The organism is Amycolatopsis rhabdoformis (genome assembly GCF_035918295.1).
GTDB lineage: Bacteria > Actinomycetota > Actinomycetes > Mycobacteriales > Pseudonocardiaceae > Amycolatopsis > Amycolatopsis rhabdoformis.
On the sequence record NZ_CP142149.1, the window covers coordinates 5,142,231 to 5,156,689 of the forward strand.

At 68.6% G+C, this 14,459-nt stretch carries 10 protein-coding genes and 2 tRNA genes; 5 read left to right on the plus strand and 7 right to left on the minus strand.

The features are described 5' to 3' along the window. The first annotated feature begins 65 nt into the window (after positions 1 to 65). A complete protein-coding gene (locus VSH64_RS23480) occupies positions 66 to 4,796 on the plus strand; it encodes a HAMP domain-containing protein (RefSeq protein ID WP_326838014.1) in 4,731 nt (1,576 codons plus the stop codon). Here VSH64_RS23480 and VSH64_RS23485 read toward each other — a convergent pair. After that, positions 4,748 to 4,821 (minus strand) — tRNA-Gly (locus VSH64_RS23485). The genes VSH64_RS23480 and VSH64_RS23485 overlap by 49 nt on opposite strands. Before the next feature lie 91 nt (positions 4,822 to 4,912). Between VSH64_RS23485 and VSH64_RS23490 the strand changes: the two genes are divergently transcribed. Further along, positions 4,913 to 4,989 (plus strand) — tRNA-Pro (locus VSH64_RS23490). Between the two features lie 84 nt (positions 4,990 to 5,073). Here VSH64_RS23490 and VSH64_RS23495 read toward each other — a convergent pair. The 3 genes from VSH64_RS23495 to VSH64_RS23505 form a co-directional block, all read right to left on the minus strand. Then, entirely contained in the window at positions 5,074 to 5,628 is a 555-nt protein-coding gene (locus VSH64_RS23495; protein ID WP_326837806.1) for an NAD(P)H-binding protein, read from the minus strand. 1,019 nt (positions 5,629 to 6,647) lie between these two features. Further along, positions 6,648 to 7,214: an ImmA/IrrE family metallo-endopeptidase gene (locus VSH64_RS23500; RefSeq protein WP_326837807.1), complete on the minus strand. Its 567-nt coding sequence runs from the start codon at positions 7,212 to 7,214 to the stop codon at positions 6,648 to 6,650. Then, positions 7,215 to 7,583, minus strand: a complete 369-nt coding sequence (locus VSH64_RS23505) for a helix-turn-helix transcriptional regulator (RefSeq protein WP_326837808.1) — start codon at positions 7,581 to 7,583, stop codon at positions 7,215 to 7,217. A 296-nt stretch (positions 7,584 to 7,879) separates the two neighbouring features. Here VSH64_RS23505 and VSH64_RS23510 point away from each other — a divergent pair, with 296 nt between their 5' ends. Next, a complete protein-coding gene (locus VSH64_RS23510) occupies positions 7,880 to 8,161 on the plus strand; it encodes a DUF3892 domain-containing protein (protein WP_326837809.1) in 282 nt (93 codons plus the stop codon). A gap of 459 nt (positions 8,162 to 8,620) precedes the next feature. After that, on the plus strand, positions 8,621 to 9,385 hold the full coding sequence (locus tag VSH64_RS23515; RefSeq protein WP_326837810.1) for an alpha/beta fold hydrolase: 765 nt from the start codon (positions 8,621 to 8,623) through the stop codon (positions 9,383 to 9,385). Between the two features lie 112 nt (positions 9,386 to 9,497). Here the strand turns inward: VSH64_RS23515 and VSH64_RS23520 are convergent, their stop codons facing one another. Beyond that, on the minus strand, positions 9,498 to 10,013 hold the full coding sequence (locus tag VSH64_RS23520; protein ID WP_326837811.1) for a PadR family transcriptional regulator: 516 nt from the start codon (positions 10,011 to 10,013) through the stop codon (positions 9,498 to 9,500). A gap of 87 nt (positions 10,014 to 10,100) precedes the next feature. Between VSH64_RS23520 and VSH64_RS23525 the strand changes: the two genes are divergently transcribed. Then, the gene (locus tag VSH64_RS23525; protein WP_326837812.1) at positions 10,101 to 10,670 is read left to right on the plus strand and encodes a DUF3159 domain-containing protein; all 570 of its coding nucleotides are present in this window, start codon (positions 10,101 to 10,103) and stop codon (positions 10,668 to 10,670) included. 17 nt (positions 10,671 to 10,687) lie between these two features. Here the strand turns inward: VSH64_RS23525 and VSH64_RS23530 are convergent, their stop codons facing one another. Both VSH64_RS23530 and VSH64_RS23535 read right to left on the minus strand, forming a co-directional pair. After that, the gene (locus VSH64_RS23530) at positions 10,688 to 13,528 is read right to left on the minus strand and encodes an AfsR/SARP family transcriptional regulator (protein ID WP_326837813.1); all 2,841 of its coding nucleotides are present in this window, start codon (positions 13,526 to 13,528) and stop codon (positions 10,688 to 10,690) included. A 119-nt stretch (positions 13,529 to 13,647) separates the two neighbouring features. Then, a complete protein-coding gene (locus VSH64_RS23535; protein ID WP_326837814.1) occupies positions 13,648 to 14,451 on the minus strand; it encodes a phosphate ABC transporter ATP-binding protein in 804 nt (267 codons plus the stop codon). Positions 14,452 to 14,459: the final 8 nt, after the last annotated feature.

The following is a 14,459-nucleotide window of genomic DNA, read 5'->3' on the forward strand; positions in this document are numbered from 1 at the left end:
CGAACCATGGCACGCTGGGTCGACGACCATGGCTGGCACACGCGTGGTGGAGAGGGTCGGCAGACATGACAACCGGTTCCGAGCGGGACGAGATCACCGGCGGCAACGGCATCGCCGCCGGTGAGGCGGCCGCGCTGGAGCGGCTCCTGGCCGCCGTCCGTGACCTCGGCGAAGGCAACTTCCGCCGGCGGCTCGTGGCGAGTGGCGACGGGATCGCCGCACAGCTCGCGGGCGCGTTCAACGACATCGCCGAGCGCAACCAGCGGCTCGTGACCGAACTCATGCGCGTGCGCGGCGCCGTGGGGCAGGAAGGCCGGCTCTCCGAGCGCGTACGCGCGGAGATCGGCCCGGGTGGTTGGACCACCGCCGTGGAGACGGTCAACGGGCTGATCGAGGACGTGAGCAAGCCCGTGGTGGAGCTCGACCGCGTGCTCGGCGCCGTCGCCGCCGGTGATCTGTCGCAGCCGATGGCGCTGCAGCTCGACGGCCGGCCGCTGCAGGGCCAGTACGCCGACCTCGCGAAGACGGTGAACGGCCTGCTCGCGCAGCTTTCGCGCTTCGCCGCCGAAGTGATCCGCCTGTCGCGCGAGATCGCCGGCGAGGGCCGCCTCGGCGGTCAGGCCGAGGTCCCCGGCGTCGCCGGCACCTGGCGCGACCTCACCGACTCCGTGAACTTCCTCGCCGACAACCTCACCGAGCAGGTCCGCAACATCGCGCAGGTCACCACGGCCGTGGCGCGCGGCGACCTCACGCAGAAGATCAACGTGGACGCCCGGGGCGAGATCCTCGAGCTCAAGAACACCATCAACACCATGGTCGACCAGCTCTCCGCCTTCGCCGACGAGGTCACGCGCGTGTCGCGCGAGGTCGGCAGCGAGGGCCGCCTCGGCGGTCAGGCCCGCGTGCCCGGCGTCGCCGGCACGTGGCGTGACCTCACCGACTCGGTGAACCTCATGGCCGACAACCTCACCGACCAGGTCCGCAACATCTCGCAGGTCGCCACGGCCGTGGCCGCCGGCGACCTGACCAAGAAGATCGACGTCGACGCCCGCGGCGAGATCCTGCAGCTCAAGACCACGCTCAACACGATGGTGGACCAGCTGTCCTCGTTCGCCGACGAGGTCACCCGCGTGGCCCGCGAGGTCGGCAGCGACGGGCGCCTCGGCGGCCAGGCGGAGGTCCCCGGCGCGGCCGGCACCTGGCGCGGCCTCACCGACTCGGTGAACCAGATGGCCGACAACCTCACCGACCAGGTCCGCAACATCTCCCACGTGACCACCGCCGTGGCGAAGGGCGACCTCACGCAGAAGATCACCGTGGACGCGCGGGGCGAGATCCTCGAGCTCAAGACCACGATGAACACGATGGTCGACCAGCTTTCCGCCTTCGCCGACGAAGTCACGCGCGTGGCCCGCGAAGTCGGCACCGAGGGCATGCTGGGCGGCCAGGCGCAGGTGCCCGGCGTCGCCGGCATCTGGCGAGACCTCACCGGGTCCGTGAACTTCATGGCCAACAACCTCACCGCGCAGGTCCGCAACATCGCGCAGGTGGCCACGGCCGTCGCGCGCGGCGACCTGACCAAGAAGATCGCGGTGGACGCGCGGGGCGAGATCCTGGAGCTCAAGACCACGCTGAACACGATGGTCGACCAGCTCTCCGCCTTCGCCGACGAAGTCACGCGCGTGGCGCGTGAGGTCGGTACCGAGGGCAAGCTCGGCGGTCAGGCGGCCGTGCCGGGCGTCGCGGGCACCTGGAAGGACCTCACCGACAACGTCAACTTCATGGCCAACAACCTCACCGACCAGGTGCGCAACATCGCCCAGGTGACCTCGGCCGTGGCGAAGGGCGACCTCACGCAGAAGATCAGCGTCGACGCCCGCGGCGAGATCCTGGAGCTGAAGAACACGCTCAACACGATGGTCGACCAGCTCTCCGCGTTCGCCGACGAGGTCACGCGCGTGTCGCGCGAGGTCGGTACCGAGGGCAAGCTCGGCGGCCAGGCCCGCGTGCCCGGCGTGGCCGGCACGTGGAAGGACCTCACCGACAACGTCAACGGCATGGCCGACAACCTCACCGAGCAGGTGCGCAGCATCGCCACCATGGCGAGCGCGGTGGCCAACGGCGACCTGTCGAAGAAGATCTCCATCGACGCGGCCGGCGAGGTCGCGGCGCTCGCGGCCACGCTGAACAGCATGGTCGAGACGCTGCGCGCGTTCGCCGACGAGGTCACGCGTGTGGCGCGCGAGGTCGGCACGGAAGGCATCCTCGGCGGTCAGGCGCGCGTGCCCGGGGTGGCCGGCACGTGGAAGGACCTGACCGAGAACGTCAACTTCATGGCGCACAACCTCACCAGCCAGGTGCGCAACATCTCGCAGGTGACCACGGCGGTGGCGCGAGGGGACCTCTCGCGCAAGATCGACGTCGACGCGCGCGGTGAGATCCTGGAGCTCAAGACCACGATGAACACGATGGTCGACCAGCTCTCCGCGTTCGCCTCGGAGGTCACGCGTGTCGCGCGCGAGGTCGGCACTGAGGGCAAGCTCGGTGGTCAGGCCGAGGTCGAAGGCGTGTCCGGCACGTGGAAGCGGCTCACCGAGAGCGTGAACCAGTTGGCCGGCAACCTCACCACCCAGGTGCGCGCCATCGGCCAGGTCGCCACGGCCGTGACCGCGGGTGACCTGACCCGCCACATCACCGTGGACGCCTCCGGTGAGCTGGCGGACCTCAAGGACAACATCAACCAGATGATCGCGAACCTGAAGTCGACGACTTCGGCCAACCGCGAGCAGGACTGGCTCAAGACCAACCTCGCGCGCCTCGGCGGGCGGATGCAGGGCCACCGCGACCTCGCGTCCGTGGCCACCCTGATCCTCTCGGAGCTGGCGCCGCTGGTGAGCGCGCAGCAGGGTGCGTTCTTCCTGGCCCACGACGACGGCAGCGACCCCGGCCGCAAGGTGCTCGACTGCATCGCGGCCTACGGGCTGGCGCAGTCGCGCGCCGGGCTGCGGTTCACGCTCGGCGAGTCGCTGATCGGCCAGGCCGCCGTGGACCGGCAGACGATCCTCGTGCGCGAGGCGCCGCCGGAGTACGCGCTGGTGTCCTCGGGCCTCGGCGCGGCACCGCCGGTGAACGTGATCGTGCTGCCCGTGCTGTTCCAGGGCGAGGTGCTCGGCGTGCTGGAACTGGCTTCGGTCAACGAGTTCTCCGCCGTGCACCTGGACCTGCTGGAGCAGCTGCGCCACACCATCGGCGTGAACGTGAACACGATCCTGTCGAACTCCCGCACCGAAGCGCTGCTCACGGAATCGCAGCGGCTGGCGCAGGAACTGCGGGCGCGCTCGGAACAGCTGCAGGCGCAGCAGGGCGAGCTGCGGCGCTCCAACACCGAGCTGGCCGAGAAGGCGGCGCTGCTGGCCCAGCAGAACCGCGACATCGAGGTCAAGAACATCGAGATCGAGCAGGCGCGCCAGGAGCTGGAAGAGCGCGCCGGGCAGCTCACCGTGGCGTCTCAGTACAAGACCGAGTTCATGGCGAACATGTCCCACGAGCTGCGAACTCCGCTCAACAGCGCGCTGATCCTCGCGAAGCTGCTGTCGGAGAACCCGGAAGGCAACCTCACGGAGAAGCAGATCCAGTTCGCCAAGACGATCTGGGCGGCGGGCAGCGACCTGCAGCAGCTGATCAACGACATCCTCGACCTCGCGAAGGTCGAGGCCGGGCGCATGGACCTGCAGATGTCCGACGTCACGCTGCCCGAGCTCGTGAACTACGTCGAATCCCTGTGCCGCCCGCTCACGTCGGACAAGGGGCTGGAGTTCGCGGTCCTCATCGACCCACCTGTGCCCGGCAGCGTGCACACCGACGAACACCGGTTGCAGCAGGTGCTGCGCAACTTGCTGTCCAACGCCGCGAAGTTCACCGACGAGGGCGGCGTGCGGCTGCACATCCGCATGGCGTCGGCGGAAGAGGTCGAGCAGGAGGCGCTGCAGTCGGCGGCGGGGATCATCGCGTTCGGCGTGGAGGACACCGGCATCGGCATCCCCGAGGAGAAGCTGGCGATCATCTTCGACGCGTTCCGCCAGGCCGACGGCACCACCAGCCGCAAGTACGGCGGCACCGGCCTCGGCCTGTCGATCAGCCAGCAGCTCACGGAACTCATCGGCGGCGAGCTGCGCGTGCACAGCGAACCCGGCAAGGGCAGCACGTTCACGCTGTACCTGCCCGTGGGCGCGGCGAACCTCATCGCGCCCGCCGTGCCGGTGCGGCCGCAGCCGAAGCTGCCGGTGCTGCCGAGCACCATCACCGTGACCGAGCCGGACAGCGCCCCGAAGCGCTTCGACGGCGAGAAGGTGCTGATCGTCGACGACGACCTGCGCAACGTGTTCGCCCTCGCCGCGGTGCTCGAACAGGCCGGCCTGGAAGTGATCTACGCCGACACGGGTGTCGCGGGCATCCGCGCGCTCGAACGCCACGAGGACACGGCACTGGTGCTGATGGACGTGATGATGCCGGAGCTCGACGGCAACGCCACCATCGCCGCCATCCGCGCGGAAGCGGCCCACGAGGACCTGCCGGTGATCGCCGTCACAGCCAAGGCCACCGCCGAGGACCGCGAACGCACCCTCGCCTCCGGCGCCGACGACTACATCACCAAGCCGGTGGACACCGACCTGCTCCTGGATGTGATCGCCACCCGCCTCGAGGCCGACGCGGCGTCGTCCTCGCAGCTCAGGGCAGTGGGAGAAAATGGAGCGGGTGACGGGAATCGAACCCGCGTAGCTAGTTTGGAAGACTAGGGCTCTACCATTGAGCTACACCCGCAACGCCCCCTGCGCGGACCCATCGGACCCGGGGGCGAGCCAAGCTTAGCGTGAGGGCTAGTCTGGTGTCGCACACCCCCTCCACGGGGTGTCGGGATGTGGCGCAGCTTGGTAGCGCATTCGCTTTGGGAGCGAAGGGTCGCAGGTTCAAATCCTGTCATCCCGACCAGATGGGCTGGACCTTCGGGTTCAGCCCTTTTTGGTCCCCTCCCAGGGTTCGCGGCCGCATCGAGGTCGGCCGAACCCGCACTGATCAGGCGATCGAGGACGCGGGAGACGTCGGTGCGAAGACCTCCCGCGCGTAGGAATCCAGCGAGCGGGGAGCGTGGCCGGTCAGCCGGCGCACGTCGTCGGTGACGTCGTCGAAGACATCGGCGCGCACGAAGGCGAAGAGCTCCATCATGTGGTCGACCCACGCGTCCGGACGGCCCGAGCGGGCGAAGTGCGCCCGGTGCGTCCCGAGGTCGGCGTCGACGTGGCGGATGGCCCGCCCTGACGCGCCGGAGAGCATTTCGGCGACTTCCGCGAACGTCAGGGACTGCGGGCCGGTCAGGTCGTAGCCGTGGCCGTGGTGGCCGTCGGTCGTCAGGACCGCGACGGCCGCGTCGGCGACGTCGCGCGTGTCGACGAAACCCGCGCGGTGGCTTCCGCTTCCCGCGTAGAGCTCGTCCTCGTCGCGGATCGCGCGGGCGTACACCGCGTCGTCCTCGTCGAAGTTCTGCATCAGCCAGTTGGGCCGCAGGATCGTCCAGCGGCGGCCCGACTCCCGCACCACCTGCTCGGCTCGTGCGACAGTTGGCGTAGCCAAGCGGCGCATAGAGTGGCGTGCCACCGTCTCACGCTTTGCGACCAGACCCTAAGGACCTCTAGCGCCAAGTTATCGGAATAGAGCTGCGAAACACCGGCTACATCTTCCGCGAAGCCTGTATAGCAGACCTCAAGAAGCACTACATTCGGCGAACCGAAGCCCGGCTGCATCGCGCCGTGGGGCGAGACGTCCGACAGGGAAGGCCAGAGCGCGGCCGCAGGCTACGAGATGTGGCAGCCGCTATCCAGAGCAGACACGAAGTTGACCCGCGAGTAGAACGACCGTTTCGTCCCCCTGTGTCGGATCGGCCAGATCGACAAGCACATCCCTGAGCCGAAGCTCGCCTACGAGGCTAACTGGGGCCGACCTGCCGGACTGACCGAAGCAGACGAGGATCTCCGAGCGGATCGAGCGAGTGGCGCGGGAGTGCGGCCCAGATCCCCGACTGATCGCCGGGGTGAACCCGCGCACATTCGGCAAAGTAGCCTCGCAAGCGTATGCACATCACCGTACATGGTCATGCGTTGAGCAAAGTGAAGGAATTAGACCCGATTTGGTCTCGACCATGAGGCTTAATACCCACGATGACGGCAGCAATCTCCGCTGGGGCCGCCGAGGTTCAGCCTGCGCCAGTGACGGCATCCTGGCATCGTTCAGAATCCCGAGCATGCCAGTGAATAAGCGTGTCGTTAATGCGTTTGCTCTCAGCTGCGAGCTACTTGGGTGCAACGATACGCCCCATAATCACCACCTAATTCCGGAGACTTCTTCGGCACATCCGGCCTCATCAAGGAGCAAGATTGCCTCGACACCACGCTGGCAGCACATATACATCAATACGCGATTCGAGTAACCCTCCGACAACCGACCCGGAGCGTGTTTTCTCACCCCTGGTTATACGAGTTAGATACAGGTCAAGCAGCCGCTCATGGATAGGACAATCGCCCGCTCGCGCGTCAGTCATAGCACCACCGTGCCGGCACCATGAGTATTTTTGACGCAGGTTAGCCCGCAATCATCTACCGGTAACGCTTTCGGGCACGCTCTGCGAACCGCCTGACACCAGTACTGTTCATCCGCCACCTAGCCATCTCAATACTGACATTGAAATGCTTTGCGACCTCATCGTCGGACCATCGCTTAAAGGCGGCCCATCTGGCACCCTCCCAGGGGATGAGCAGCTCACCTGAGAATTCGGCTGCCTCCTCTTCGGCAACCGAATACGACGAGCGGCAACCTTTATCATCCGTAATCAGAAGATTGAACTCGTGCTCCAGGAGCACATGTGCCATCTCATGGGCCATCGTCGAGCGACGTCGAAACTGGTTGTGCGTATGATTTTCAACCACGTAGCAGCCGGTCTCAATCGGCACTAGGGCGGCTGAAAACTTCGCACTACCCACTGTTGTGAAGTAGCTAACCGCCCCCACAGGAAGGCCCGACTCCGCCAGAGTGCATACATCAACACCATACAGCTTCGCAAGAGCATATGGGTCGATCTCATCGTTAGGGCCGAGGTTGAGTTCCTTGCGTACTTCAAGGGCCAGCCGCTTAGCCTTCGCCTTAAAGCCGTGCTGCAGCACCACTTACCTCTCCCGGCGGTCCGCTCTGATCTTCTTCATCGTCGCGCTCACGATGTCCATCAAGTACTCCTGCTCAGCCTCGTTAAAGTCACTTCTCGCCCGGAGAAGCGGCGCGAACTGGGCCTCAAACTCGGGTTCTGGCGTAACCTCCTCCTGACCTTGCTCGACCATGAAGCTTTCAGCCGGTAACCCCAGCCACTGGACGAGCGCAACGAATCCGTCGAGATCGGGACGGTGTTCGTTACGCATACGGCTGAGCAGCGAGGGGCTGACTCCTGCCTCAGTCGCTACTTGCCGCCATGACTGGTTGCGTGCTTGTCGCTGGCCGTCGAGCGCGTTGTACAGCCGCCTGGTGTCAATACGTCCACTCATTACTACCTTCCGTCACCTCAGAGTTGCAGCCTGACATAGGTGTGTCGGTACTGCAACAACGTGTGTTACCGTCTCAACCGACACGGTGTTGCAGTACTGCAACATCTCGATCAAGTTGATCTAGGAGGCCAGTATGGCCACGAACACGGGGCGCGGCTCCCGGGTGGGTGCAGTTCGCCGCCGGAGCCAGACCTGCAATCCCCTCACCCGCCTCTGGACCAAACGTGGCGAAGGCGGCCAGTTCATGAGCGGCAAGAAGACGCCCTACAAGGGCGTCCGGAAGGAGCACTGACACTATGACTATCCGCATCACGGCAATCCGCCTCTCCGGTGGCCAGGGCCACGAACACATCAGCCACCTCTGGTGGACCAATCCCGGCGACGGAAGCACCGGCAACAACACGCGCGCCGGCATCGTCGACTGGATCGAGAACAAGAACGGCAAGGCGTACACCGAGGACGCTCACGGCAACCGGGCTGATGTCGCCGTCCGCAAGCCGGCCCATGGGTCGAAGTACCTGCAGACCCACGCCGACGGCGTGTGGACCAACAACCTGCTCGCACTGCCACACAAGTAGGTAGTCGAACGCCTAACGAAAGAAGGACCACACCGTTGCAGCCGGTGTGGTCCTTCTTTCGTTAGGCTGATTTACCCGGCTCGACGTTATCAGGTTGCCTCGAACCTTGGGAAGTTGCGACGCCTGCGACCGTCGCGCTCAGCCTTGGCCACCCATACGTCCAACCCAGCCCGTAGAGTTCGACCACCGCCGGTACGTCGTCCGAGTGAAGGCCCTGGCGGCTTGGTGTCCGCTGCCCCTCAGCCTCCGCCCCACGGTGCCGCGGTGGACCCCGAAGAGCTCCCGAGCCGAGCTACCGACGCTCCCCTCTACGGTTGGTCTCGACCCCGGTCATCCCGACAGAGAACCGGGCTGGACCTCCACGGGTCCGGCCCCTTTTCGTACCGCCGATTCGGCGCCGCCGGGCGTGATCAGTGGGAAGATCATCGCGACGACGGGCAGGCGAAGGAGTGAGCCGCGGTGCGTGACGGGTTGGTGGTTTCCCCCGACGGGACGAAAATCCACTTCGCGGTGGAGGGTCGCGGGCGGCCGTTGGTGATCGTGCCGGGTGTGCTCGCGCCACTGGAGCTGTATCGGCCGCTGGTGCGGGTCCTCGCCGACCGCTACCAGGTCGCACTGGTCGAGCGCCGGGGTTACGGGCGCAGTGAGGTGGGGCCGGCACCGGTCACGTTCGACCGGCAGGCCGAGGATCTCGTTGCGGTGCTGGGAGAACTGGACGAACCCGCCACGGTGTTCGGACATTCCTTCGGCGGACTGGTGACCTTGGCCGCCGCGCGCGCCGCCGGCGAGCGGATCGCGGAGACGGTGCTCTACGAGCCCCCGATGGCGACGCTCGGCGCGGTCCTCGAGCCGATGCTGGCGGGCTGCCGGAAAGCCGTCGCGGAGGACCGGCCTGAGGACGCGGTGCGGCTCGCTCTGAAGCTGAGCGGATCACCGGAGCACCGCGACGAAGGCCTTGCCGGGGCCACGATCGCCAAGCTCACGCGGCTCGCCCCCGGCCTCATCGCCGACCTCGAGTCGGCGACCGCGCTGAAGGTGCCGGCCGAGTACTGGGCCGGCGCGCGCGTGCCGGTGACGTTGCTCGAAGGTGGACGCACCGCTCCGGAATACGCCCGCAGCGTGGCCGGACTGCGCGCCGTCTATCCGGAGGCGCGCCACGAAGTGCTTCCTGGCGAGGTGCACATTCCGCGGGAAATCGAGCGGCTCGCGGACTTTTTCGCCTGAGCCCGGTCGAGGTGAGTCGTCGCGAGGCGGTCTGCTGCGCCGGCTCGGACAGCAGAACGAGTCGAAGAAGCTTTACGGCACAACACCTTCCGGCGGCTGACCGCCGGCGGCGTCATGGCGTCTTGATCTGCTTCGCCGCCCAGGCCGACCACTCGCGCTGCATCTCGGAGTAGCGTTTGCCGAACTCCAGGGCCAGGCGGCCGTACACGGATTGGTCACCGTCATCCCAGTCGACGGTGGCCTCGATCTCGGCGAGGTGCTCGGCGCGGCGCAGCGCGCCCTCGCCGAGGCCCTCCAGGTACGCGCGGGCCTGCTCCGGCTCCACCGAGCCCAGGAAGTACACGCGCAGCAATGCCTCGCTGCGCGGCGGGCCCGCGGGCTCGGCCAGCAGCCAGGCTCGCAGCTCCGCGAGGCCCGTGTCGGTGATGGCGTACTCCTTGCGGCCGCGCGGACCTTCGGCCGTGACGGTGATCAGGTCGGCCTTCTCGAGCTTGCCGAGCTCGCCGTAGAGCTGGCTCTGCGTGGCGGACCAGACGTTGGACATCGCCGTCTGGAAGCGTTTCAGCAGGTCGTACCCACTGCCCGGCTGGTCGGCCAACATTCCGAGAACGGCGTGCCTGAGACTCATGCCGCCAGTCTACCTTCCACTCTTGACATGTCCAGCCTGAACGTTCTAGTTTTGACATGTCATAAGTGGAATGTGGGGAGGACGACCGTGAACTACCTCAAGAGCTTCGTCCCGTGGATCGGGTTCGCCATCGTCTCGACGCAGGCCGACTGGCGCTGGTCCGGCGTGGTCGGCGTCCTGCTGGCCGGCGGGCTCCTGCTGGTGGAGCGCGGCCGCGGCAAGGCGTGGGACACGCTGATCATCGAGCTCAGCGCCGTGGTGTTCTTCGCGCTGCTGTCGATCTACGCGTTCACCGACCCGGCTTCCCCGTTGCACGACTACGTCGGCGCGAGCTCGGACGCCTGGCTGGCCCTGACCGCGTGGGGCTCCGTCGCCATCCGCCGCCCGTTCACCCTCGGCATCGCGCGCACGATGGCCCCGCCCGAGGTCTGGGACCACCCCTTCTTCCGCCGCGTGAACGTGATCATCACGTCGGTGTGGGCGGCGAGTTTCACGGTCTCCGCCGTGGCCGGTGGCCTGCTGCTGCACTTCGCCCCGCACGCCACGGTCGCGTTGATCGTGATCAAGGTGCTGGGCTTCGCGGTGCCGGTGGCGTTCACCGTCGGCTACAGCCGCCAGGCCCGCGCCCGGGCGCAGCGGGCCGCTTCGGCGGAGTGATCAGGAAGACCGAGTGATCAGGTTCGCCCGGAACTCGCGGCCGACGGTGCCGCGCACGGGCGAACCCGTTCGCGGGCCCCGAAAAGGTCCGGCAACCCGTGTTCGTCGATCAGTGCCAACGCCTGCTGCCAGTACTTCTGGGAGCCCTCCTCGTCGCCGAGTGAAGAGTGGCGGTCCGCGAGGTAGGCGAGCAGCTCGATGGCCCAGTTCCAGCTGCGCATGTCGAGGTGGCGGCGGATGGCGTCGAGCCAGATCTGTTCGGCGGCGGCGAGGTCACCGGACATCTCGTGGGTCGAGGCGATGGCGAGCCAGCAGTTGATCACGCCGTTGCGGTCGCCGGCGGCTTCGTAGAAGGCGGCCGCGCGCTGAGCCAGGGCGAGGGCCTCTTCGCGGCGGCCGAGGCAGCCGACGCTGAAGGCGAGGCCGCAGAGGGCGGCGATCTCGCCTTCCTCGTTGCCGACGGTGCGGTGCAGCTCGGCCCCGCGGCGCTGGTGCTCGGCAGCCTCCTCGTAGCGGTCGAGCGAGGCCAGCACGTAGCCGTAGTTGGTGTGCACGAAGGCGCGTTCGGCGTCGTCGGTGAGCAGCTTCATCGCGTGGTCGAGTTCGTCGAGGCTGTCTTCGCCGCGGCGCAGCACGAAGTAGGCGCCGGCGAGGCTGCGGTGCAGTTGCGCGGTCAACGCGTCGTCGCCCTCGGCGGTCGGCAGGGCCAGCTGCGTCACGGCCGCCCAGTCCTCGGCCCGGCCCGAACGCTGGTACGGCGTGAGCAGCGACAGCACGAACGGCCCGGATTCCGTGCGGTACACCGGATCCGCGACCAGCTGCCGGGCCAGCAACGTGAGGGTGGACAGCTCGGCCTCGAACCACGCCACGGCGTCGTCGTAGCCGCCGAGCTTCGTCACGGTCACGCCGGCCGCCGGCACGGGCACTCGGTCGGCGCCGGGCCGCAGCGGCCGCAGCAACGGGCCCGCTTCGTGGGCCACACAACGGAAGTGGTCCACCAGCCGCCGCAGCGCCGCGGCCCGTTCGCCCGCCGATTCGTCGCGCTGCACCAACTCCAGCGAGTACGAGCGGATCAGGTCGTGCGCCGAGTACCGATCGGGACGGCTCTCGGTCACGTAGCGGATGTGGATGAGCTCCTCCAGCAGCGCGCGGGCGTCGGCCACCGGGATCCCGGCGACGCTCGCCGCCGCGTCCACCGAGATGTCGGCGCCGCGGTGCAGCGCCAGCAACCGGAACAGCCGCGCGGCCGCGGGGCTGAGGATGCGGTAGGACCACGAGAACACCGTGCGCACGTCGCCGACCCCGTCGGTGCCGAAGGCGTCGAGCGTGCCGCGGGTTTCGCGCAGCGTCTCGGCCAGGGCGGCCAACGTGAGCTGCGGCCGCGTGCGCACGCGGGCCGCCACGATGGCCAGCGCGAGCGGAAGCCGGCCGCACAGCCGGGTGATCTCGTCGACCGCCCCGGGTTCGGCCGCCACCCGGTCCTCGCCGAGACGTCGGGCGAGGGTGCGGCGCGCGTCGGCCGCGGTGAGCGTGTCGAGGGTGAGCACCTCGGCGCCGTCGGACACCACGAGCGAGCCGAGCCGGTTTCGGCTGGTCACGATCACGGCGCAGCCCGGCGCGCCCGGCAGCAGCGGGCGCACCTGCTCGGCGTCGCGCACGTTGTCCACCACCACGAGCATCCGGCGGCCCACCAGCAGGCTGCGGTAGAGGCCGCTGCCCGCGTCGAGGCCGTTCGGCACCGGCACGGAGCCCAGCGCGAGCACCTCGATGAAGCCGCGCACCGCGTCGAGCGGGTCGACCACGGCACCGGCCGGGTCGAAGCCCTGCATGTTCACGTACAGCTGGCCGTCGGGGAAGCGCGAAGACAGCCGGTGAGCGACGTGCACGGCGAGCGAAGTCTTGCCCGTGCCCGCGAGCCCGTCGATCACGACCAGCGGCATCACCGGCCCGTCGACGGTGAGCAGCTCGGACAACGCCGCCACCTCGGCCTCGCGACCGGTGAACGCCGCGAGGCCCGGCGGCAGCTGTGCGGGACGCACCGGTGAGACCGCGGCCGGGGCCGGCCGCGGCGCCGGCGCCGGCGCGAGAGCCGGCTCGGCCAGCACCTCCCGATGCGCCTTCGCCAGCTCCGGTCCGGGCTCCACCCCCAGCTCGGCCACGAGCCGGTTGCGCAGATCGCGGTGCACCTCCAGGGCCAGCGCCCGGCGCCCGACCGTGGACAGCGCCCGCATCAGCCGCGCGTGCACGCCTTCGTCGAACGGGTCCAGCGCGGCCACCCGCTCCAGGTGCGCCAGCAGCGGCTGTGGTGACTGCCCGGTCGCCGAGGCGAGATCGGCCGCCGCCAGCAGCGCCGTGGACACCTCGCGGTCGACACTCGACAGCAGCGCCGTGACGGAGGTCGAAGCGGCTTTGCCGGCGCCGGCCGCACCGCGGCAGAGCCGCAACGCCTCGACGTACGCCGCCAGCGCCTCCCCCGGGTCCTCGGCCCGGCGCGCCCGCGCCACCCCGGCGCGGAACTCGGCGAGATCGGAGCTCTCGGCGTCGACCTGCAGCACGTAACCGCCGGCCCGGCGCAGCAGCCACCGGCCCTGGGCTCGGGACGCGAGATCGGGCTCGATCACCCGCCGCAACGCCCCGACGTAGCGCTGGATCACGTTCGCGGCGCTCGCCGGCGGCTCGTCGTCCCACAGCAGGTGGGCCAGCTCGTCGAGCCCGGCCGCGCTGCCTTCGCGCGCGAGCAGCACCGTGAGCAGCAACCGCTGCGCGGGCGGGCCCAGCGCGAGTTCACGGTCACCCCGCCAGGCCCGTACGGCACCCAGCAGCTCGAAGCGCACCCGAGGCGAACCGGGTTCGGCCACCGGCCCCTCCGCTCCGTCCGCGGCACCCCGCACACCGCGGGGAGCCCAACGTTGACGCGGTGACAACAATACCGGGGACGCGGGCCGGAGCGCCTCTCGGGCAGCGGCGGCCGGCCGGCTCAGCCGAAGCGACCGTGCACGTAGTCGGCGGTCCGTTCGTCGCGCGGCGCGCCGAAGATCGTCTCCGTGGGCCCCTCCTCCACGATGCCGCCCGGCGCGCCCTCCTCGGCGAGGAAAAAGGCGCACCGCGCGGAAACCCGTTGGGCCTGCTGCATGTTGTGGGTCACGATCACGATCGTCACCTCGCCACTGAGGTCCTCGATCGTCTGCTCGATGCGCCGTGTGGAAGTCGGGTCGAGTGCCGAGCACGGCTCGTCCATGAGCAGCACCTTCGGGCGCACGGCCAGCGCGCGGGCGATGCAGAGCCGCTGCTGCTGGCCGCCCGAGAGCGCGCCGCCGGGCTGGCGCAGGCGGTCGCGGACCTCCTTCCACAGCCCGGCCTTCACCAGGCATTCGGCCACGAGGTCGTCCTTCTCGGAGCTGCGCACCTTGGTGCCCGTGAGCTTCAGCCCCGCGGTCACGTTGTCGAAGATCGACATCGCCGGGAACGGGTTCGGCTTCTGGAACACCATCCCGATGTGGCGGCGCGCGTCGGTGAGCTTCCACGACGAGTCGTAGATGTCGTCGCCGCCGAGCCGCACCTCGCCGGCCAGCGTGGCGCTGGGCACCAGCTCGTGCATCCGGTTGAGGATGCGCAGGAACGTCGACTTCCCGCACCCGGACGGGCCGATCAAGGCGGTGACCGAGCGCGCGGGCATCATCAGCGACACCCGGTCCAGCACCTTCCGTTCGCCGAACCACGCGGACACCGCGCGCGCCTCGATCGACGCGGTCTCCTCGACCGCGGGCAGCAGCATGGTCATCGGGATCT